Genomic DNA, 21,402 nt, shown 5'->3' on the forward strand with positions numbered 1-21,402 from the left:
GCGGCGTGGTTGCGCGATGCGGCCCGGCGGGTGTCTGCTGCCGGGCCCATGTCACGCAACACGCAGTGGAAGGTGGCCGGCTTCGGTGTGTCGGCCCTGGTGCTCGTCGCCGCGCTGGTCCTCGCCAACGGAACGCCAGAGGTTCATGAAACGCTGTCTTCGGCGCGGAGCGACCGGGATGAATACGTCCAGTTGGCCCTGGCCGCCCTCCGCGACGCGGACCCCACGGGCGAGCTGAAGTACGACCCGGAGCAATTCCTCATCCAGCGCATCGCCCCGGACGGCGGTCTGGGGATGTCCCTCTTCCTCGCGAACTTCTACCGCGAGTACCAGGCCACCCCGCCCGAGCGGCGCGGCGAGGTGCTCGCGCGGTTGGGGCGGGCAGGCGTGCTCCCGGAGGCCGCGGCCACCTACGAACAGGCGCGTCCCCTGCTGAGGCTCGTGGTGCGTGCCCGCGACACCTTCGAGGCATTCTCCCAGCAGGCCGGTGAGTCCGCGCCGGTGTCCTGGCGGCCGGTGGGCGAGGTGCTGGCGGAGGCGATCGTCCAGGACACTCCGGATGCCATGCGCTACGTGCCCACGGAGGAGCTGGCGCGCTGGGGCATCTCCTACGAGCAGGCCCGCGCCGATGCGATGGCCAACCTGCGACGGATGGAGGCCGTGCCGCTCCGGCACCTGACCCTGGGCGTCTGCGCCATCTTCACGAACGACAGCTACGGTGCCTCACGGCTGCTGCTGGACGACGTGGTGCGCGGCTGCGAGGTGAAGGGCGATCCGGTGGTGGTCGTCCCCAACCGGGACACGGTGCTCATCACCGGCGCCGACGACGCCACGGGCCTGCTCACGTTGGCGGAGGCCGCGCTGGAGGGCGTCCAGGCGCCGCGCCCCGTGGACGGGAGCGCGCTGCGCCTCACCGCCGACGGATGGAAGCCCTTCCTCCCCGGACCCAAGAGCCCGGCGCGGAGCATCCTGGAGAACCTGGCGTTCACCAGCAAGGTGCGCGGCTACCAGGACCAGACCGACAGGCTCCGGAAGCAACAGGAGCAGGAGCACAGCGAGGTCTTCGTCGCCAGCCTCGTGCCGGCCAAGGACGCCCAGGGTCGCTACTTCGGTCAGACCGTCTGGTCCAACGAAGGCGAGTCGCTGCTCCCGCGAGCGGACGTCATCATCTTCATCGACGCGGCGCTGGGCCCGGACGCGCCCCCGGTGGCCTCGGTCCGCTGGGACCTCGTGGTGCGCGACGCCGGAACGCTGCTGATGCCCGAGCTGGGCGTGTACCCGGAGCGCTACCGCGTGACGGGCTTTCCCTCCAAGGAACAGCTCCAGCGCTGGAAGGCGGATCCCACGGCCATGGACGTGCCCTGACGCCGATGGCGCTATGCTCGCGCGGCCCCCAACGCGGAGGATGGCCCCTGGCGCTCGTTCCCCTCTACAAGCCGCAAGACCTGGTGAAGAAGGCCTCGAAGCAGGCCGTCTTCCCGTCCCTCACGGTGCCGGCGCCGCCGTCCCAGCAGCGGTCGCTCGTCGGGTTGAAGCGCATGATGCACGAGCGCAACCTGGACCCGCACGGACTGGAGGCCACGGTCTACGACACGCAGGGCTGTGTGCTCAGCGGGGCGCTGCACGAGGCCGTCGAGCTGTCGGAGAACACGAACCCCATCACCGAGCCGGGCACCGGCGTCATGTTCAACGGGGACCACAACCTGCTGGCCCTGGTGGTGGGCGGCCCCGTGGTCGCGCAGTCCTTCGACATCTACTACCTGCACTGGGGCTTCGACAGCACCCACTGCGTGCGGCTGGGCTCGCACGCGAACTACTTCGTCACCGCCGCCCTCCAGGGGTGCTCCATCTTCGTCACCGGAGACCCCGCTTCGCCGACGGTGTACCACCTGAACGCGAACTCGGCGGGAGCGAACGCGCCCAACGACGCGGCGAGGTATCAGGCGAAGGTCCAGGTCATGGAGGCCCGCTTCAACGCAGCCCGGAAGACCCTGGGCGGCAGCCAGCAGTCGTCGGCCTCCGCGTCAATGCATGACTACATGCCCGGCATGCTGAGCACGGCGGGCACCGCGCAGCTCGAATACGAGCGCGGCGTGAGCGGCGCCTCCTGGTACGACGTGGGCACGCATGGCTTCCGGTCGTTCTGGAAGGTGGACCAGGACGAGCTGATGCAGTTCGGCACCGTGTTCGGGGTGCGGGAGTCGGGGCGCTGGTCCTTCTACTTCCAGAAGCGCAGCCGCCATGAGTACCGCTACAAGACCTGGATGTCCGGCCGCGCCCGCCATGCCGAATGGAGCGCGGAGTGCCACCGGTTCTGGCCCGCCTGAGCGGCATCTGCTCAAGTGCCGTCCGCTCACTTCCCTGGGAGGGAACGGATGGACGGCACGTACAAGTCACTGCGCATCGAGAAGGCCGACGGCATCGCCGAGCTGGTGCTCACCGGCCCGGGCAAGGGCAACGCCATGGGCCCCGACTTCTGGCGGGAGATGCCCGAGGCGCTCCGAGCGCTGGACGCTGACGACGCCGTGCGCGTGCTGCTGGTGCGCGGTGAGGGGCAGAACTTCACCTACGGCCTGGACCTGATGGGGATGATGGAGTCCCTGGGGCCGCTGCTCACCGGCGAGAGCAACCTGGCGCTGGAGCGCAGCCGGCTGCTCAAGCTGATTGGAGAGATGCAGCAGGCCACGGAAGGCATGGCCCGGTGCAGGAAGCCCGTCATCGCCGCGGTGCATGGCTGGTGCATTGGCGGGGGCATGGACCTCATCGCAGCGTGTGACTTCCGGTACTGCTCGCAGGAGGCGAAGTTCTCCCTGCGCGAGGTGAAGGTCGGCATCGTCGCGGACCTGGGCGCGCTCCAGCGGTTGCCGCGCATCATTGGCGAGGGGAACACGCGCGAGCTGGCCTACACAGGCGGTGACGTGGACGCGGCGCGCGCGCTGCGCATGGGCCTGGTCAACGAGGTCTTCCCTTCCCCCGAGGCCCTGCTCACGGAGGCGCGGGCGACGGCGAGGCGCATCGCGGACAACCCGCCGCTCGTGGTCCAAGGCGCCAAGCAGGTGATGGAGTACTGCGCGGACAAGTCCATCGCGGACGGGCTGCGCTACGTGGCGGTGTGGAACTCGGCGTTCCTCCAGTCACTGGATTTGACGGAGGCCTTCTCCGCCTTCGCCGAGCGCCGTCCGCCCAAGTTCCAGGGGCGCTGAGGAAAAGGGCATTCCAGGACCACGAGCGCGAGACACCGCGCACGTGGTGAGCGCGGGCGTGAAGAAGCTCGCGCCCCTTCCGCGCGGGCGAACTCAAGAAGAAGGACGGCGGCAGTGTCTGGGAGAAGGTCCTGGATGCCGACCGTGGCATCTACTTCTCACCCAGCCGCGGTCATTTCGACTGGTGGTCGGAACACCGGTTCTTCATCAAGGTGCTAGCGCGCCTGTGGAGCACTTGTCTCCCATCCGGCCATCCGCCGGATGCGTTGAATGTCTTTTAGGTTTTCCTTCCGCACAGGGTGCGCTTTGCGCAGGAAGAGCAGGTGTCTCTCTGCTTCATCCAGCTTCCGCCGCGCCCTCTCGGACTGGCTGGGAAACTGCTTGACGGTCAATGCAAACAAGCACGCAATGTGTGCTCGCCTTCCTGGATTGTCGTAGCCCATTTTTTCGGTGCGACGCAACGCGCGACTGAATTCAGCCCAGGTGCACTCGCGCCCGTAAGCGCCCAGTAGAATGTCTTCAGCCGTCCTTCGCTTGATGACAAGCTGCTCCTTCGGCGTCTTCGCCTTGCGCAGCCATGCTCGCTGGTGTTCCAGAAATGTGCGTTCGAACTCCGCGAAGGTCGCCTTTGACAAAGAGAGGTGAAGCCTACCGCTCTCCAGTGCACCAATGGGCTCGCGTTCTGTCTTCTGCGGCTGGCGGTTCTTCATCCTCCTGGACACCTTTTCCCGTTGGCAGAGCTGGGCCAAAAACCTCTGCGCGTGCAGTATTCGTAACAGGCTTTACATTGCGTCTCGTTGTGGACGCGGCCGGGCGTTGTTCCGCCTCCTTTGTCTACACACTTGTTGTAGTGCGGCTCGCATATTTCTGATCGCCAGCGTTCTCTCTCTGCTGGTGTTGGTAACTCTTCTGCCCTGGAGGGGCCCGTAGCCCCCGGCGGCGGGAGGAGAATGGGCGGTTGAGGCGGTCTTACAGGCGCTTCAGCTCCGCAACTTTCAGGGCTGTACGGATGTCTCTTGAGGCAACAGGAAATAGTAGAGTCGCTCTGGTTGCACTCAGCTTGCGCCAAGGCAAACGTCGTCCGGCCTGTTCTATGAGAATTGGCGGAAGTACAACCGAAGGAAAGCAATAGTGCTGCGACCGCCAGGTGCGAGGTGAAGTGCGCTCGGGCTGGTCTAGCTGCGATTAGGTCCCACATAACTGCTTCACCATCCGGACGGAGCGCATGTCGCCTTTTCTGGTTCCACGGAGAATCATAGAATGAAGAGAGTTCTAGTTGCGCCCCCATGACGCAAGGGCGGGGAAACGGCTCAGGCCGGAGTGGGTTCCGGTGAGCGTCAAGGTAGTTGTCGCGTGAAAGGGTTCAGCCGAGGCGTGAATCAGGCGCCCCAAGGATAGGGGAAAGCTCACCGCTCGCAGCGCAGCGCGACCGCGTGCGGGTTGTCCAGGTAGTCCAGCCAGAACTCCTGGCCGTACCTTGCAATGCCCTCGGGGGAGCATTCCGGGCGCATCCAGGTGAGGTTGTGAAAGCCCGCCTCGCGCAGCGCGCTTTCGTAGGTGTCCCGGCTCCAGTGGGAGAAGTGGATGGTGAAGGGCGTCTTCGTGTGCAGCTGCGCGGAGATGCCCTGCCCCTCCCTGGGTGACTCCGGGAAGTCCAACATCGTGATGCCATAGCGCGTGCTGTTCGGCCCCTTCGCGCTGAACCCGGGGTTGAAGGTGTAGGTGACGAAGCGGCCCCCGGGCTTCAGGTGGGCGTGGATGTTCCGGCACATGCGCAGCAGGTGTTCGGGCGAGTTAGCGTAGTGCAGGAGATAGACGGCCGTCACGCAATCAAAGACACCCAGTGGCGCCATGTCGGCGACGTCCGACACGTGGTACTCGATTCCCAGGGGCTGGGCTGATTCGTGCTGCCGGGCTGCGCGAATCATCTCCTCCGAGATGTCCACGCCGGCCACCCGCTGCGCTCCCCTCGCCTGGAACTGCCGCGTGTACAGCCCGTCACCACAGGCCAGGTCCAGGACGGACTGCCCCTTCACGGAGCCGAGCGCTTTGAAGAAGGTGTGACCTTCGATGTACTCCGAACGCACCGGGAGGACATCCCAGTCCGCCACCTTCACGCCAATGTCATCGTATTGCGCCGACATTCCACACGACCTTTCCTGGCATCCGCCTTCCACGGAAAGAGCCTACTCCGGGGATCCCGGCGTTAGACTCGCGCCATGGAAAACATGCCTGGCGAGAGTCCGTCCCCCACGCAGCAGCTCCACCTGGCCATCACCAGCTACTGGCGCACCCAGGTCATTGGCACCGTGGCCCGCCTGGGAATCGCGGACCTGCTCGAGGAAGGGGCCCGCGACAGTGATTCGCTGGCGACCCAGCTGGGCGTCCATCCAGACGCCTTGTTCCGGCTGATGCGCGCCGGCCTCGCCACGGGCATCTTCGTGGCCTTCGCCGAGCGGACCTTCGCCCTGACGCCGATGGGCGAGGGGCTGTGCTCGAACGTCCCGGGCTCACTGAGGGAGCTGGCCATCATCCAGGCCAGCCCGTCACATTGGCTGCCCTGGGGGCGCCTCCCCGAGGCGATTCGCACCGGGAAGTCTCCCATCGAGGCCGCGCTGGGCTCCGACATCTGGGCCCACTTCGCCAAGAACCCCGACGAGGCGGAGCACTTCGCCCGGTCCATGGGGGACTGGTCCGAGATGGTGGCCAGCCAGGTGGCCCGGCACGTCGACTTCTCCCCCTTCGCCCGCGTGGCGGACATTGGAGGCAGCCACGGAGACCTCCTGGCGCAGGTGCTGCGCGCCCATCCCTCCTGCCGGGGCATCCTCTTCGAGCTGCCCCAGGTCGCCGAAAGCGCGAAGCCCGTCCTGGAGTCCCGGGGCATCGCCAGCCGGGTGGACGTGGTGACCGGGAACTTCTTCGAGCCCGGCATGCCGGCAGCCGAGGCCTACCTGCTCAAGCACATCCTCCACGACTGGGAGGATGACGCCTGCTCCACCCTCCTGCGCCGGCTCCATGAGGCCGCTCCCTCCTCGGCCCGGCTCTTCGTGGTGGAGATGGTGATTCCGGACAACCGGACGCCCGACATCACCCACCTGATGGACCTCAACATGCTGGTGGTCGCCAATGGGCGCGAGCGCACCTACAACGAGTTCCAGGCACTGCTCAGCGCGACCGGCTGGAAGGTCCAGCGCCTCATCCCCACCCAGAGCGGGACCAGCATCCTCGAGGTGGTGAAGGCCTGAGTGAGGGGGCGGCGCCACGACCGCCGCCCTCTGTCACACGGTGAGACGGATTACAGCCGGACCTGGAGCTCGTAGCGGCGGTTCTGCGCCTTCTTCGCCTCGGTGTTGTCCGGCTTCACCAGCATGCGCTCTGAGCCGAAGCCCACGGCGGTGATTTCGCCGCGGGGGATGCCTCGCGCGACGAGCTCCTTGACGATGGCCTCCGCGCGCTGCTCGCTGAGCGCCTTGTTCTTCGCGGCGTCACCCGTCGAGTCGGTGTGGCCGGAGACCTCGAACTTGTAGCTTTTGACACCGGCGGCCACGAGCTGCTTCTTCGCGTCCACGAGGGCGTTGGTGAGCTTCTTGAGCTTCGCGTCGCAGCCGGGGGCCAGCTCGGCGGTGCCCGTCTTGAAGCTGCACTGGTTCTTGCGGCCCTCGTCCGTGAGCTTCGTGTTGACGCGCTTCTCCACGGTGGACTTGCCGGCGTCGCCCGCGGCCTTCTTGAGCGAATCCAGCGCGCCTTGCGCGGTGGCCACGCCCGGGACGGCCAGCAGCGATACGGCGATGCAGAGCGCCTTGAGCTTCATCCTTGGGACTCCTTGGGCTCCAGGGGGAAGGGAGCCGGAGCCAGACGCTGCCGAGGGCAGCGCGCCGCGTCCAGTGACACGGCGTGGGCCGTGGGGACGCCTGCCGCCTACTCGCCCCTCTTTTTCTTTCCCCGCGCGACTTCTGTAGCCAGGGCGTCCAGCTTCGGCGTCCAGAACGCACGGAAGCGGTCCAGCCAGGCGTCCACCTCCGCCAGCGGCGCGGCGTCCACGGCGTACAGACGCCGGGCGCCATCCACCCGCACCGTCGCGAAGCCGTTGTCCCGCAGGACCTTCAGGTGCTGCGAGACAGCGGACTGCGTGATGCCGAACTCACGCTGGATCACGTCCACGACCTCGCCCGAAGCGTGCTCGCCTTCCGCGAGCAGCTCCAGGATGCGGCGGCGGACCGGATCGCCGAGGACGTCGAAGGCGTGCATCAGCCCCCTGTATAGAACGCGGCCGTGCGCTCGGCCATCCCGCGTGCCACGTCCGGCGCCTCTCCGCCCGCCACGTGTGCGTCGGCCCAGGCCTGGGCGCTCGCGCGCATGAAGGTCTTCGCCTCGTCGGAAGTCCCCCAGGACGCGGCGGCTTCCGCGGCCACGTCCTTGCCCGTCTCCAGGTACATGCCCAGGCCCAGGAAGCTCAAATCCCAGCCCACGCCCGTGGCGCCAGGACCGAACTGGCTCCAGAACTGCTCCACATCCGCCGAGTGCACGATGTGCTCGAGCGTCAGCCGCGTGCCCTTCCCTTCCGACGCCAGGCGGATGGTGACCCAGCTCATCCCGCCGTTCATCTCCCAGGTCAGATCGAACGCCGAGGGCTTGTCGCACCGGGTGATGGTCCCGCCCGCGTTCCCCTTGATCTGATAGCGGCCGCCCTTCTGCAGCTGCCCCTCGACGGGCGCGAACCAACGCGGGATGCGCTCGGCGTTGGTGACCGCGTCCCACAGGTCCTCGATGTGCGTGGGGTACACGCGCTGCGCGACGACCACGTGGGCCGGCTTGCCTTCGTAGTCACGTTCGACGCAGGTGCGGAACTGGGCGCCAATGAGCTGGTGAAGCATGTGTGGACCTCCTCCGTTCACGGAGTCACTACAGTCCGCACTCATATTAGTCAAATCTAATATGACTCCAGGGCTTCAGTCGCGCTCCAGCAGGACGAACTCGAGGATGTAGGCGCGCAGCCGTTGGCGCGCGTCATCGCTCATCGTCAACGTCGCTTGCGGATGGACGCGCGAGGCGAGCTCGAAGAGCACGACCATGTCGACCATCCCGGCCTCGACGATGCGCTCCAGGCGCTCCAGGCCCTTGTCTGGAATCGTCGTGTCCGTGTCCGCGTCCTTCTGTTCCTTCGCGACCTCGTAGCCCGTGAGCGCGGCGCCCAGGCACTCGAGCTCCTCGGTGGAGGTGAATTGGGTGTCACTGTCGCTGCCCGTCATCTCCTTGCGATGCGAGGGCTCCCCCAGCCACAGCGCCTTGCACGCCGCGAACGCGAGCCACGCGGTGCCGTAGTGACCGTCGTACCTCGCCGCCACGCCGGTCTCCGTTCGCTCGGCCATGCCGCGCGGCACCACCACGTCTGGCGTGATGACGAGCCCGAACCCGGGATACTTCTTGAGCAGCGTGCGCAGCGTGGGCAGGCGCGGGTTGAGTACCAGCGCGGAGGCGAAGGCCTCGCGGGCCTCGGCACGCCGCCCCAGCCGCGACAACGCGTGCCCCATGAAGAAGTGCCCGCGATAGTCGTCGGGGTTGAGCTCGGCGGCCTTGCGGTAGTAGCCGAGCGCCTCCTCTGGCCTGGCGGCGAAGAGCGCCGCGTCGCCTCGGAAGATCCAGGCGTTCGCACACGTCGGACAGGCCTCGGTGGCGCGCGCGTAGAACTTCGCGGCTTCGTCGAAGCGGTTGTCCTTGAAGTGCGGCTCGGCCTCCGCGAGCAGGCGCTCTGACTCGGGGGTCTCGTGTGGCGGCGCGAGGGTGGCCGAGCCCCCTTCCCTCACGACTCGCGCATAGGGCAGCGGAGGTATCCGCTGGGGCCAGAGCGTGTCAGCCCATCCATCCGGCGGGGAGTCCTTCTCGCCCAGCTCGTACTTCACGGGCGAAGCCTCCATGCGTTGGAGGATCTCCGGCAGCGAAAGCAGGCCCTTCTTCTCCGCGGGGGCCGCCTGCACGGGCGCGGCGGCGCGAGGGGTGGCGGGCGTCGTGGCACAGCCGAAGGTGAGCGGCAGCAGCAAGAAGAGGAAGGAGCGATGCATGGTCCGCCTTTCTGGGCGTGAGCATCGTACGCCTGCCCCTCCGCTCCGCGTCACCCGCCCCTCATGCCTTCATCATGGTTCGCGCATGATCAGTCCTTCGTGTCGTCCACAAGCTGCACGGGGACACCGGGCTCGACGGGGTCTCCGTCCGCGTCCTGGAGGTCCAGCGGTCCGGTGGAGAGGACCCAGACATCCAGGGTCGCGTCGTCGTCGGTGTTCCCCACGCACGCCAGGGTGATTTCGCACGTGGGGCACGTGCCGGAGACACCAAGCCGGGCCCTCAATGACGGATGAAGCGCCTCCACGTCGATGGGGCGCAGGTAGGTGAACCGATAGGTGTCCGCACCGATGGACACCGCGCCTTCAGGGGCCTCGCTCCGCTCCTGGTCGCGAACCTCCATCGGTCCCCGGCCCGCGAAGTATGCGTAGCGGTTGCCCCGCTCGGGCGCGAAGCCCACCTTCGCGAAGACCGGCTCGTAGGTCTTCGTGTCCTGGAAGTGCCGCCGCTGGAGCGCGTACCAGGCCTTCAGGTTCGACTTGCACTCCGCCGCGCGGGCGCGCTGTCCGAAGCGCACGAAGTTGCGGACCGTGTTGACAACCACCACGCCCAGACACGAACAGGCCATCACGCCAAGGACGATGAAGACCCACTTCCGGCGGGAGCGACTCTCCTCACCCGTGCGGGTCCCTGCGTCCTGATTCACGGCCTCACTCCTCGCCCGCGAAGGCGGAGACCACCCGCTCGATGACGTCGCGGCCGGCCTCGTCCGTCGCATCGGCGGTGGCCCATATCAGCCAGTCTCCGTTGACCGTCACGGCGCCGTGCTTCCCTTCGGGCACCTGTTTCCTCAGCCGCGCATCCGCCGTGGTCGCGTCACCGTAGCTGTCGAACAGGTAGACCGACGCTCGGGCCGAGCACGACGTCCAGGTCTGGCCGAACCCCGCGAGGGCTCCGAGCTCCTGGGCAGTGGGGACCGGCTCGGCCGGCAGGACCACGTCGCTGCCAGTGCCATGGCGCAACAGTGCCTCACCACGCTTGAGGGACGGGGCATCCGGATTCATGGGGCTCCTTGGCGGCAGGCGCTCCTCGCCGGGTTCCTCCGCGCGCGGTGACGGACCGCTTGCACACGCGCAGAGCAGCAGTGGGACGAGCAGCGAGAGGCGAGATCGCATGACTCCCTGCGATAACACCTCCCCGCACCGCACCGCCAGCCGCCCTCCGCGTCACTCATTCAGCCAGCGCGCGGAGGACACCTTGTCGTTGAAGCCCCAGGCCTTGCTGTTCAGGTTGGCTTCGTGGAGCGTGCCGTCGCCCACGAGGTCCCTGTAGCTGCCCTTGTAATTCGAGTCGTCGTAGAGCCGCACCCGGTAGCCCGGCGGAATGCACCAGCGGACCGACGAGGTCTTGTCGTTGAACCTGTCGACGTCGTCGAAGCGCGCCCAGTTCTTCAGGCCCTGGTCCTCGAAGTCGAAGATGACGCCCCGGTCGCTGAAGTTGGAGTCGTCGTAGAAGTCGACGTAGGCGTGCCAGATGTCCGTGCGGCAGCGGGTGTCCGCCCAGATGCCGCGGAACTCCACCATCTTCACCGTCGAACCGGGACCGTCATCCGCGTGCTCGGTGCCGTAGAGGATGAGGCCGCGGTCGGGCCCCACGAAGAGACCCGCGGCGGCGTCCAGGTTGCACTGCCGTGAGCCATCGTTGCTGCAATACAGGTGCTTGGAGGCGACGTGCTCCAGGCGCATGTGGCCGTCCAGGTGCACCCGGTATAGGTGCGCGTAGTCGTCACTCACCGCGCCCCAGCGCAGGCCCCCCAGCCGGGTGCCCACCAGGTAGAGCTGAGAGTCATTGCAGTCCGTCACGAAGTTGAGGTTCTGGAAGGCGCCCCACTGCCCGTCCGGCAGCTCCGACTTCCGCCACGTGTCGACGCGCACCCACTGGTTGGTCGCGGAGTGGAGGTCGGCCTCCGAGGAGCGGAAGACCTCCAGCGTGTTCGCGTCCACCTGCCCGAGCAGGAGCAGGAAATGCCCGTCCGACAGCTTCGTGAACGAGGCCGTGCCCGCGGTCGCCGTTTCACCGTGGACAAAGGCAAACGGGCTCGGCGTCAGGGATGGGTTGTAATCATAGAGCGCGATGCGCCCCAGACCGGGCCCCTGCTCCATGGGCAGCGCCAGGATGCTGCCCACCGCCTGCATGCCGCCGCCGTGGCGGTAGCCGTCCAGCACTGGCAGCGCCGCCACCGCGGCGTCCGCGCCCGGCGGAGAGGTGTCCTCGGGCTTCTTGATGGAGGGGCTCAGCCGGTTGGAGCGGAAGCGACCACCCTCCCCATTACGGGTGGCCATGTGCACCAGGTGCCCCACGTTGCCCCCGGGGGCGTCATCCCGCTTGGACAGGACGAGGAGGCGTCCCGAGCGGGTCGACAGGCGCTGGATGCCTTGCCAGTGATTGCTGCCCGGATAGGCCACGTTGAGGTTGAACGGCCCGGGATGGAAGCCGAGCACCTCGCCGTGATCCCTCAACTCCTGGAAGCGCAGCGGCACATCAGGGCTGCACAGGTTGCAGTCCGGGCTTCCCCAGATGCAGGAGGTGTCGCCTCCAAGTCCGAGGGTCAGTGGAGCCGCGGTGGCAGCGAGGGCCTCACGAGGAACCGCGGCGGGCTCGCGGGCCTCTGGCTCACAACCCGCGAACGCCAGCAATCCCGCCAGCGACAGGGCCGCGGCGGGCCCGTAACGACGATGGATGTGTTGCATGGTTCTTTGGCCTGCCCCCGTGGCTACGGATCCTGCGGCACCTGCGGGCAGTTCGGCCCCGTGCAGATGGGGCCGCAGTCCAAGCACCAGCCCATCTCGTGGGCCTCGCAGAGGTAATCCCCGCACGTCAGGCTGCCAGACAGTTCCACGGGCCCACGCCACCACAGGGACATTCTGACCCGAGCGCGGATTCGCTCCGCGCCAGCGACGTGGAATCCATGTCCACGCTGCCGCACGCGGCAAGCAATCCCAACGACACCGACGCGAACACCATCAACAGACGTGCTTTCACGAAAGGCTCCCGGTTGGAGGGACTCTCAGTGATAGCACAGCCCTACTCCGCGCCGCGGGCCCGCCGCCACTCATCCACGGAGAGGTGGTCGTATTGCACGGCGGCGAGGAGGACGACGTAGAAGCCCAGGTAGGTCATCTGGATGCTCGCCGCGTTCCAGTTCTGCGCGGAGCAGGCGCCTCCAATGAGCAACATCATCAGCAGCGTCCCCGCCACGAGCACCCGACGCACCTCCACGCCCACGAGCAGCAGGAGTCCCACCACCGCCTCCGCCACCGGGATGGCCAGGCTCACCGCGTACACCCACGAGGGCGGCAGCGGGCTCTTGTCGAAGGAGTCGCGCATGCCCACCGCGAACGCCGTGAGCTGCGGCAGGCGGAAGAGGCCGTGGAGCGCGATGTTCATCCCCAGGCCCACCCGGGCCAGGGCGTGCGCGAGGCGTGCGTTGTCGACAGGCTGCGAGGGCGCGGGCATCGGGAAACCTCCAGAGGCTTCCCGTGTCCCTCTGAACGCCCGCGAGGACAAGGCTCGCGGGCGTCAAATCATTCTTCGATGGACTCGAAGGATGCGCGTCAGTCCCAGCGGCTGGTGAGCTTCAGCTTCCACTCGCGCAGCTTGCCGTTGCCCACGCCCGACGGGTTGACGATGTGCAGCTTCCACAGGCCGTTGATGGTGCCGTCGCGGGGGATGCCGCGCGTCACCGGGATGCGCTTGGGCGGCGTGCCCTCGTTGGGGCCGTCCCACAGGAGCGCCGTCTCACCGCCCGGATCCTCCAGCGTGAGCACCAGCTTGGACGGGTTGTTGTGCGCCAGGTCCAGCTCCACCGTGATGTCCTCCGGCACCGTCGCCAGGCCCACCACCGCCTGCGTCGCCGTCAGCGGCGTCGTGTTGCCCTGCAGCGTCAGGTCCGCGTACGCCGTGAACTCGCCCGACATCCACGCCGGACGGCACCAGCCCTCCGTCGCGCCCGAGTCCAGGCCGTGGCACGCCAGCCCCTCCTGACACGGCACGAAGCGCGAGCACGACTCGTGGTCGCCCGGGATGGCCAGCGTCGTCACACAGCGACCGTAGAGGCTGGAGCCGTCATACGGCTTGCCCTCGCAGTGGAGGTTCGTCCCGCACGTCCCCACGCCCGTGCACGGGTCGCCTTCCTCGCCCAGCTGCGTGGCCGCCTTGAGGTTCTGGAGCGCCACCGTGTTCACGGCCGGCAGCCGGCCCAGCTTCAGGATGTCGTAGAAGGGCCGCGCCGCCACCATCGCGTTCGCCGCCGCCGAGGGCACGTTGTACGTGGACTGCAGCGCCGTCAGCGACTGCGTGTTCACCACCGCCAGGACCCGGCGCGCCTCCGCGACGTTGAACGACACGCCCTGGTACGTGCCCACCCAGCCGTCCACCGGCAGCTCCACCCGGCCCGTGCCCCGGGCGTACGCCTCCAGCGCCGCCAGCGCCGCGGGCCCCACCTGGGGCAGCGCGTCCACCTGCTCGATGGAGACGAAGCGCTTGTCATCCGCCGTGTGCGAGATGCCGTCCGGCCCGAAGCGGTAGTTGATGATGCTCTGCGCCGCCAGCGCGTTGAGCGGCACCTGCGTGTCCAGCACATTGAAGGTCAGGGCGTACTCGTTGAGGAACATCACCACCCCGATGCCCGCGGGCGTGCCCGTGGCCAGCTCCTGCGTCTGCACCGCCAGCGCTTCGGCCGGCGTGTCCGACACCGCGGCAGCGCCGCAGCTCAGGAGGAGGGGGACCGAGGAAAACGACAGAAAACGACGGAGTCTGGAGTTCATGGCGTCCATGTACTCCAAGAAAGGCCGCGTGTCGGTGACCGTTCAGGTTCTCTCTTGATACAGGGCGATGACGCCGTGGACCTGGTCGGTGACCTGCTGGAGGCGGTCCGCCGCCGCGTGGGTGGCCTCCACGCGGGCCACCGAGGCCTGCATCAGCGCCGTCAGGTCCGACACGGCGGTGAAGATTTGTGCCACGCCCGCCGACTGCTGGCTCACCGACGCCGAAATCTGGCGGACGGCGTCCACGTTGCCATTCACCAGCCCGGACAGCATGCCCAGCCGTTCGCCGGAGGCGCGGATGGTCTCGATGCCCCGGCCCATGCGCTCGCCACCCTGGCGGGTGAGGTCCACCACCCCCTGGATTCGGGAGCGCGTGTCATCCAGCACCGCGCGCACCTGCTGCGTGGCCGTGACGGACTGGGTGGCCAGGCCCCGGATCTCCCGCGCCACCACCGCGAAGCCCCGGCCCACCTCTCCGGCCCTCGCCGCCTCGATGGCCGCGTTGATGGCGAGCACGTTGGACTGGTCCGCCAGGTCCTGCACGGTCCGGGTGATGCCGGCGATCCGCTCGGTGTACGCCGCGAGCTCCTGGATGCGCGCGGAGAGGTCCTCCGTCTGCGCGCGCAGGTCCGCCAGTCCCTCCACGCTCCGGCCGATGGCCTCCTCCACCGCCGCGCCCACGTCCCCGGCCTGCTGCGTGGCATTCAGCACCCGGGCCGCCTGCTCCGAGGCGACCAGCGACGTCTGACGGATCTCCTCCGCCGTCACCCGCGTCTCCTCCAGCGCGCGGGCCTGGCGGGAGAGCTCGTGGCGCTGCTCGCCGGTGGACTCCGTCAGCGTCCGCACGGAGTCGCGCAGCGCGTCCGCGGAGCCCATCAGCGGCCGGACGACCTGCTCCTCCACCGCGGTCCGGGACAGCTCCAGCTGCGCCTCGCGCCGCGCGGACTCCCGGAGGTCGCGCCGGCCCTGCACGCAGGAGGCGATGAGGAAGATGTCCTCGAACGCCACCCACGCGGTGTGCTCCATCCACCGCCAGGACTCGCGGGCGTGCATGCCGAAGATGGACTCCGGCCAGAGCAGGCCGCGCAGGAGGTGGTCCGCCGCCACCACGCCGCTGAAGGTGAGCAGCACCTTCCAGTCCCGGTAGATGGAGAGCAGCGCCAGCGAGCCGAAGATGTGGAAGTGCGTCTCGATGCGGCCGCCCATCAGGTGGATGAGCAGCCCGGACATCAGCGCCTGCCCCACCGCGATGACGTGCCGTGTGGACTCGAGGCCGGGCCGCGTGAGCGCGAGCACCACCGGAAGGCCGCCCAGGAGCAGGCCCAGCCCCACCGCGGCCACCACGTGGGAGTGGACCGTGCTCTGCAACCCCTCCCAGGCCCGGGGCGACAGGTACACCGCCGCCGCGATGCCGCCCAGCCACTGCAACGCCATCAGGACCACGAAGGTCCGGTCCGTCCGCCGGCCCAATGACAGACACTGCGCATCGAACAGCTGGCGCGCACGCTCGGACACGACCGATTCGGACAGCTGGATTCTCATCACGTGTCATCACCCGCGGGCGTGAGCGGTGTTTCGAGGGCACAGCCAAAAACAGGCGCGGTGGAGGGGCTGGAGGCCTCCGCGTCCAGAAGGTCCCGGATGGCACCGCCCCCCTCGCTGTCACCTTCGTGGCCTCGCGAGGGGGTGATGCCGCCGGCGAAGCGCTCCACTCCGTCCGGCGAGAAGAGGACCAGCTGTCCCGAGGTGCGCGCGCCCAGCTCGTGCGCCACCTGCCCGTCCACGTCCGCCACCACCTCCACCCCTGGCAGGGCCACGGCGCGCGTCCACAACTCCGAGCGCTCGAAGCCCGGCGGGGCTTCACGCGGCGCCCAGACGAACACGTGCGTGGAGAGCCGCGCGCCGTGCCGGTCCAGGAGCTTCGCCAGCTCCGACAGCGTCGCGCGGGAACACGGGCACCGCGGGTGGAGGAAGACGAGCAACGTCCACATGCCCGGCGCCCGGGTGAATCGCTCCGGCAACCGGCCAGGGGGCGTGGCCGCGAGCCCCGCGACATTCGCCTTCGCCCCCATGAGCCCCAGCCCCAGCACGCTCGCCACGAGCCAGCCGCCCACCAACCACGGCAGCGCCCGGCGCCGGAGCGCACTGTGTTTCAGGCCCTCGTCATGGGACGCCCGGGCCGGGGCATCCGCGGGGCCCTGCGAGACAACCGGGGCGGACATGCATGGTCATGCTGAAGAATTCCCGTGCCAATGGCAACGCGTATTCAAGCAACCAAGTCCATACACTCCCCAGCCCGGGAACAACGACAAGCCCGGTCGTCAGCCTCTTCCGGGAGAGAAGCCCGCCTTCCTTGCGGGCAAGCCCGGACTTCTATCCCTGAATTCTTGTTATCACCGTTCCCAGAGCCGGATTTCGGTCCCTGCACGGCGCACGAGCAGCGGGCTCGCGGCGCCGTCCACCGGCTCGATGCGGCCCGGAAGCGTCGCGGACTGGACGCACCTCCAACCGCGCGTGGCGAGCGCGGCGTGCACCTGGGCGCCGAAGCCTCCGCCATAGGACGTGAGCAGGTGGGACGCGCGCAGCCGGTTCAGCAGGTCGCGGCCGGCGTCCTCGGACAGGTAGTAGAGCACCTCCGCGAGCAGCACCAGGTCCGCCTCCAGCGCCACGTCCTCCGCGCTGGCCTCGACGATCCGCACACGCGCGTGGCTGCCCAGCCGCTCGCGCAGGCGCGTGACGAAGCGGGGCTCGGACTCCACGGCGCGGACGTTCGCCTCCGGGAAGAGCGTCAGCAGGTGCTCGGTCATGAGCCCCTCGCAGGCGCCCACGTCCACCACGCGCCGGGGCGCGCCCGCGTCGCGCAGCGTCCCGAGCACCTTCGCGGTGAGGGCGAAGCGCTCCCCCTCGTAGGTGGATTGGGCAAAGCCCCAGGGGTCCGCGAGCTCGGAGAAGATCTCCGGCTTCGTGAGGGAAAGGGCGCGCACCACGTCCGCGGCCCGCACCTCCGCGAAGGCCTCGATGCCGGGCCCGTCACGCACGGGATCCGTGCAGGCGCCCGCGCGGGCTCCGTCCGGACGCTCCCGGTAGAGCGCGTTGAGCAGGCCCAGCTTCCGCTGGAAGGCCGCGTCGTCCAGCACCGTGCAGGCGGTGGGCCTGGCGCCCGTCGCGGGGACCCACAGTCGCTCGAAGACGCGGCTGACGAGCAGCGCCACCTCGCGGTGCAGCGGGGCGTCCTCCTGCGGGCTGTGCGTGAAGACGCGGACGTCGCCCCGGGAGCGCTGCTCGCGGCACCACGGCCCCACCTCCGACGGGGACAGCAGGAGGTGCGTGCTCCTCGCGCCCAGGGCCCGGCCCACGGCCTCCAGCTCCCGGCCCGCGCTCCCGTCCTCCGTCACCACCGCGACGTCCGCCCCCGGCGCCACCGTGCTGAACAACCGGACCACATCCTCCGGGTGTGCCACGACGATGAGCGCCGGGGCCTGCTCGTTCTCAGCCATGTTCCGCGCTCCACATTGAAAGGGATTCCGCCAGGGGCTCAGCCATGGGCCGCGCTCCAGTCGGACACGTCCTGCGCCGCCTCCTTCGGGAAGCGGAGCAGCGGCAGCAGCTGCTCGCGGATGAGCGGCTCCCAGTGCAGCCGCTCCGACAGCGCCCAGCCCGTAGCGAGCAGGAGGCGGCCTTCGTGCGCATCACGCGGAAGCCGCCGCACCACCTCCTCCGCCACGCGCTCGGCGGTGCGCAGTTCCTGCTCTCTCAGGACGCTGGCGGGCAGCGCCTTCCAGGTCTCCATCGAGTGCGCCAGGCCCGCGACCCGAGCATCCGCCACCGGGTCCGACACCACGAGGTTCGGATGCGCGGCCTCCGACAGCCCCTGCCGCTCGCACACCGCCTTCAGCGCACGCCGGGCGCCGCTGGCTCCAGAGATGACGCAGATGGCGCCGCAGCCCAGGGCCTCCAGCTGCGCCAGGCCATAGGACTCGTACAGCGACTGCCCCAGGGACACGTCCGTGGCGCGGTGCAGGTCGTCCCGCGTGAAGTCCAGGCCCGCGGGCCACGTGGGCTGGTTCACCAGCGCGATGTGCAGGCCCGTGTCCTTCGCGTTGAACGCGTCCACCCGTGCCTTCAGGGCGCGTAGGTTGTCGGACGGCTCCGCCTCGTTCCACTCCGTCACCATCATCAGCAGCGCGGGCTTGCGCTCCGGTGGCAGCAGCGTGGCCAGGTGCTCGCACACGTCCACGTCGCGCCAGAGTCCCTTGCAGACCTCGTCCCGCGCGATGTGCGTGAGCAGCAGGCGGAAGTCCTTCCCCCACGACTTGCGCGCATGGGCCAGCACCTTCGCGCGCGCGGCCTCCTTCGCGTCCCAGCCCGTCTCGATGGGCCGGTGCCCGTGGGGCACCACCGTCACCGGCTGGAGCGCATAACGCACATCCAGGAACCGCAGCTCGTCCGCCACGGACGCGCTCACCGCGCCCACGCGGTCACACAGGTGGCCGTTGCGCAGGATTTGAAAGTTGGGCCAGGTGCTCACGGGGTACACCTGGTCCAGCGTCTTCCCCTGCTCCAGCCCCAGCCGCTGGATGTTGTAGAAGCGCGCGTCGGACGCGCCCTGCCCTGCCTCGCCGTACTCCACGAGCACGCGGGGCGTGCGCACCTCGCCCGCGTAGTACACGGTGCGGCACCAGCGCCGCCCGTCGAGCAGCGCCTTGTACGCGAGCGGCAGCGACAGGTGCTCCTGCGCCAGGATGACGGTCCCCGCCCCGTCCTTCGGGCGCAGCCGCTCCAGCGCGTCGAAGACGGGCTCCGCGAGCACGATGGCCAGCATCGCGTCGTGGTCCAACGCGGGCGCGTCCAGGAGGCCGTGCCGGACCGCCTTGCGGAACAGGCGGTTGACCCAGGGCGCCGCGCCCAGCCGCGTGCCGAAGCGCTCTCGCCACACGCGTGACAGCCCCCGCCACGCCGCCGGCCGCGGCCCCCGGCAGTCGAACGGGAGGTCCACCCCGAGCAGCGTGTGCAGCCGCGCGAGGAACTTCGGCAGCGTGCCCATCCTCACCCGGTAGCCCCGGAGCACGTCCGTGAGGTCCACGAGCAGCACCTCCACCGGACCGCCCGGAGCGTCGCGCCGCCCGTAGACGAACGACACGTCGTGCTGCTCCTCCACCGGCCGGAAGACGCGCGCCCACCGCTCCGGGTTGTCCCGGCGCAGGCCGCTGTAGAACACCTCGCCGTGCGTCTCCAGGTCGCGCGCCAGCGACTCCTCCGGCGCGTAGCTCCCCAGGCCGCACGGCCGCACCGTGGGGCTCACCAGCAGCGTGCGCGGGAAGGCCTGCCGGTACTCGGGCGCGGACAACAGGTGCTCCAGCACCACGCCCATCCCGCCCAGCGTGCGCGTGGCCTCATAGGAGAGGTGCACCAGCATCTCCCCCTCCGCCCAGGGCTCCCGCGTGCTCATGGCGCCACCGTCCACACGCGCTCGGCCATTCCCCGGCCCGCGCCCAGCCGCCGCGCGTGAGACTCCACCGCGGGCAGCGTCTGGGGCTCCAGCTGGCTCGCGTAGAAGGACAGCCCGCGCAGCTTCGCGGACCACAGCGTCGTCACGTCCAGGCACCGGGGCGACAGCCCGAGCGCCCACGCGTAGTCGACGATTTCATCCTCCGGGTGGTGCGCGGAGTACGGCAGGTCCTCGTAGTAGACGACGTTGCGCTCGCCGCGCAGGGCCCGCACCGCGTCGCGCACCATCAAGTGGTCCGCGTGGCTGGAGATGCCCAGGGGCACGTAGCAGACCGCGTCCTGGGACACGGTCGCCAGCACCTCGTCCAGCGCCAGCAGCACGCGCGAGGCCAGCGCCGACCGCGCCTCCTCCGACTCCACGGGGCCGCCCGGTGGCGCGCGCAGGCTGGTGTCGCGGAAGCCCAGGTGCACCAGGTCCAACCCGTGCGCCCGGGCGAATCTCCGGTCCTCGCCCATCCGCAGCGACGTCACCGACATGGCCCGCGACGGGTCCACCGGCAGCACGAACTCCCAGCAGCTCTGGGAGAAGACCGTGACGAGCGTGGGCACGATGCCCCGGGGCACGTCGAGCAGGCTCGCGTACGCCCCCAGCGCCACGTCGTCCGGATGCGGGGAGAAGAAGACGTGCTCCGGCCCCTCGTTCCTTCCATTGCGCGCGCGCTCAGCCACGGGCGCCTCCCGCGAGCGGCGGCGCGGGCCACGCGTCCAGCGGCAGGTCGTGCAGGTCGCCCTCGGGCGTCACGAAGCCCAGGACGACCACGCGCTCACCGTCGTTGTGCACCGTGTGCCGGAACGCCCGCACCGGCGCGTCCAGCTCGCGCGTCAGCCCTTCGGAGAAGCGGCCGGAGGTGATGAGCCAGTGCCCTTCGTCGTTGGGCATGAGGCGCGGCGTGTTCCCGTCCAGCCACACCAGCCCCGGCCGGGACTCGCCCAGGTTGAAGGTGAAGAAGCTCTTGTCCGAGTGCGGCTCCGACGCGTGCGCCACCACGTCCCGCCTGCGCCGCGCGGTGCTGGGCGCGTGGTACTTCACGAACCGCACCGCCCCTTCCGTGCGGCGGCGGAACAGCCGCGTGAGCCCCCCGGCGCGCAGGCCGTAGCCCAGCTCCAGCGCCTCCAGCAGCACGACGCCCACGGCGTGACAGGCGTCGTACGCATCCTCCGAGGCCTCCAGGAGCTCCCGCACCGGCTCCGGCACCACGCGGCGGCGGAAGACCGTCCACGTCGCGGGCTTGGCCATGAAGGCCTCGATGGGCTGCCGCACCACCGGCGACTCCGGGTACCAGGTGGCGTTGTAGCCCGTCTCGAACACCGAGGCCGCGGGCAGCAGCGCGTGCAGGTACGGATGCGCCAGCAGCGCGTGCTGGAAGGTTGCCTCGTAGCGCTCGAACAGACCCGCCAGGGCGTGCCGCTCCAGGAAGGCCGTGGGTCGCTCCAGGTAGAAGAAGCCGCGCTCCGACAGCTGGGTGACCAGGCGCCGCGCGAAGGACTCCCGCTGGCGCGGCGTCCCGGACACGAAGTCCTCCAGCTTGAGCGGCCGGATGCCCGCGAAGCGCTGGGGCTGACGGCGCACGAGGCCGTCCCGCGCGGAGGTGAAGGGTCTGGGTGGCAGGGACGGTGCCGGTGTCCGTGGCGCGGTGGCGGGCATGGGATGTCGGGTCGTCATGGGTGGGATTCAGGCTGGAACGTGTCGCAGGTTACGGGTGGCGTCTGACATGCGTGGATCCACCCGGACCCGGACCCGGGTCCAATGCCTCTCAAACCCAGTCACCTCCCAGGTTGCCCGGCACACACGCGCCGTCATTTACGCG

Annotated in this window: 21 protein-coding genes; 4 read left to right on the plus strand and 17 right to left on the minus strand. The window is 69.2% G+C overall.

The window, feature by feature from the left end; genetic code table 11:
* Positions 1-48: 48 nt before the first annotated feature.
* From D7Y11_RS12565 to D7Y11_RS12575, 3 genes are read left to right on the plus strand one after another with little or no spacing between them, the layout of a single operon-like run.
* Positions 49-1,365, plus strand: coding sequence for a hypothetical protein (locus D7Y11_RS12565; protein WP_126933809.1), 1,317 nt, complete (start codon positions 49-51; stop codon positions 1,363-1,365).
* Positions 1,366-1,370: 5 nt separating this feature from the next.
* Positions 1,371-2,327, plus strand: a complete 957-nt coding sequence (locus D7Y11_RS12570; protein ID WP_126933810.1) for a hypothetical protein — start codon at positions 1,371-1,373, stop codon at positions 2,325-2,327.
* 48 nt (positions 2,328-2,375) lie between these two features.
* Complete coding sequence (locus tag D7Y11_RS12575; protein ID WP_120581043.1) at positions 2,376-3,203, plus strand: crotonase/enoyl-CoA hydratase family protein; 828 nt, start codon at positions 2,376-2,378, stop codon at positions 3,201-3,203.
* Positions 3,204-3,418: 215 nt separating this feature from the next.
* Here D7Y11_RS12575 and D7Y11_RS12585 read toward each other — a convergent pair whose 3' ends face one another.
* The gene (locus D7Y11_RS12585; RefSeq protein ID WP_121753213.1) at positions 3,419-3,913 is read right to left on the minus strand and encodes a hypothetical protein; all 495 of its coding nucleotides are present in this window, start codon (positions 3,911-3,913) and stop codon (positions 3,419-3,421) included.
* Between the two features lie 696 nt (positions 3,914-4,609).
* The gene (locus D7Y11_RS12590) at positions 4,610-5,347 is read right to left on the minus strand and encodes a class I SAM-dependent methyltransferase (RefSeq protein WP_126933811.1); all 738 of its coding nucleotides are present in this window, start codon (positions 5,345-5,347) and stop codon (positions 4,610-4,612) included.
* Between the two features lie 75 nt (positions 5,348-5,422).
* Between D7Y11_RS12590 and D7Y11_RS12595 the strand changes: the two genes are divergently transcribed.
* Entirely contained in the window at positions 5,423-6,448 is a 1,026-nt protein-coding gene (locus D7Y11_RS12595; protein ID WP_126933812.1) for a methyltransferase, read from the plus strand.
* A gap of 50 nt (positions 6,449-6,498) precedes the next feature.
* On the opposite strand, the gene D7Y11_RS12600 is transcribed toward D7Y11_RS12595, so the two are convergent.
* From D7Y11_RS12600 to D7Y11_RS12675, 15 genes are all read right to left on the minus strand, one after another.
* Positions 6,499-7,014: an OmpA family protein gene (locus tag D7Y11_RS12600; protein ID WP_126933813.1), complete on the minus strand. Its 516-nt coding sequence runs from the start codon at positions 7,012-7,014 to the stop codon at positions 6,499-6,501.
* A 107-nt stretch (positions 7,015-7,121) separates the two neighbouring features.
* A complete protein-coding gene (locus D7Y11_RS12605; protein WP_014396181.1) occupies positions 7,122-7,451 on the minus strand; it encodes a helix-turn-helix transcriptional regulator in 330 nt (109 codons plus the stop codon).
* Positions 7,451-8,077 carry an SRPBCC family protein gene (locus D7Y11_RS12610; RefSeq protein WP_126933814.1) on the minus strand — a complete coding sequence of 209 codons (627 nt, stop codon included), beginning with the start codon at positions 8,075-8,077 and terminating at the stop codon, positions 7,451-7,453. The genes D7Y11_RS12605 and D7Y11_RS12610 overlap by 1 nt, the downstream gene beginning before the upstream one ends.
* Positions 8,078-8,152: 75 nt before the next feature.
* On the minus strand, positions 8,153-9,262 hold the full coding sequence (locus tag D7Y11_RS12615; protein WP_126933815.1) for a tetratricopeptide repeat protein: 1,110 nt from the start codon (positions 9,260-9,262) through the stop codon (positions 8,153-8,155).
* 89 nt (positions 9,263-9,351) lie between these two features.
* Positions 9,352-9,966, minus strand: coding sequence for a fimbrial protein (locus D7Y11_RS12620; RefSeq protein ID WP_158624511.1), 615 nt, complete (start codon positions 9,964-9,966; stop codon positions 9,352-9,354).
* A 4-nt stretch (positions 9,967-9,970) separates the two neighbouring features.
* Positions 9,971-10,435 (minus strand): hypothetical protein, encoded by a 465-nt coding sequence (locus D7Y11_RS12625; RefSeq protein WP_126933816.1) that lies wholly within the window; start codon positions 10,433-10,435, stop codon positions 9,971-9,973.
* 51 nt (positions 10,436-10,486) lie between these two features.
* Entirely contained in the window at positions 10,487-12,010 is a 1,524-nt protein-coding gene (locus D7Y11_RS12630; protein ID WP_126933817.1) for a hypothetical protein, read from the minus strand.
* 334 nt (positions 12,011-12,344) lie between these two features.
* The gene (locus tag D7Y11_RS12640) at positions 12,345-12,776 is read right to left on the minus strand and encodes a MauE/DoxX family redox-associated membrane protein (protein WP_126933818.1); all 432 of its coding nucleotides are present in this window, start codon (positions 12,774-12,776) and stop codon (positions 12,345-12,347) included.
* A gap of 98 nt (positions 12,777-12,874) precedes the next feature.
* Positions 12,875-14,086: a proprotein convertase P-domain-containing protein gene (locus D7Y11_RS12645; protein ID WP_126933819.1), complete on the minus strand. Its 1,212-nt coding sequence runs from the start codon at positions 14,084-14,086 to the stop codon at positions 12,875-12,877.
* A gap of 42 nt (positions 14,087-14,128) precedes the next feature.
* Positions 14,129-15,628: a methyl-accepting chemotaxis protein gene (locus D7Y11_RS12650; protein ID WP_120579553.1), complete on the minus strand. Its 1,500-nt coding sequence runs from the start codon at positions 15,626-15,628 to the stop codon at positions 14,129-14,131.
* Entirely contained in the window at positions 15,628-16,308 is a 681-nt protein-coding gene (locus tag D7Y11_RS12655) for a RedB protein (RefSeq protein ID WP_126933820.1), read from the minus strand. Before D7Y11_RS12655 ends, D7Y11_RS12650 begins: the two co-directional genes overlap by 1 nt.
* A 171-nt stretch (positions 16,309-16,479) precedes the next feature.
* Complete coding sequence (locus tag D7Y11_RS12660; protein WP_120579551.1) at positions 16,480-17,583, minus strand: class I SAM-dependent methyltransferase; 1,104 nt, start codon at positions 17,581-17,583, stop codon at positions 16,480-16,482.
* A 38-nt stretch (positions 17,584-17,621) separates the two neighbouring features.
* Complete coding sequence (locus D7Y11_RS12665; RefSeq protein WP_126933821.1) at positions 17,622-19,535, minus strand: glycosyltransferase; 1,914 nt, start codon at positions 19,533-19,535, stop codon at positions 17,622-17,624.
* Positions 19,532-20,263, minus strand: coding sequence for a PIG-L deacetylase family protein (locus tag D7Y11_RS12670; RefSeq protein ID WP_120579549.1), 732 nt, complete (start codon positions 20,261-20,263; stop codon positions 19,532-19,534). The genes D7Y11_RS12665 and D7Y11_RS12670 overlap by 4 nt, the downstream gene beginning before the upstream one ends.
* Complete coding sequence (locus D7Y11_RS12675; RefSeq protein ID WP_126933822.1) at positions 20,256-21,257, minus strand: hypothetical protein; 1,002 nt, start codon at positions 21,255-21,257, stop codon at positions 20,256-20,258. The genes D7Y11_RS12670 and D7Y11_RS12675 overlap by 8 nt, the downstream gene beginning before the upstream one ends.
* Between the last annotated feature and the right edge of the window lie 145 nt (positions 21,258-21,402).

The sequence above is a fragment of the Corallococcus sp. AB018 genome, assembly GCF_003986945.1.
In the GTDB taxonomy this organism is placed as follows: Bacteria; Myxococcota; Myxococcia; order Myxococcales; family Myxococcaceae; genus Corallococcus; species Corallococcus exiguus.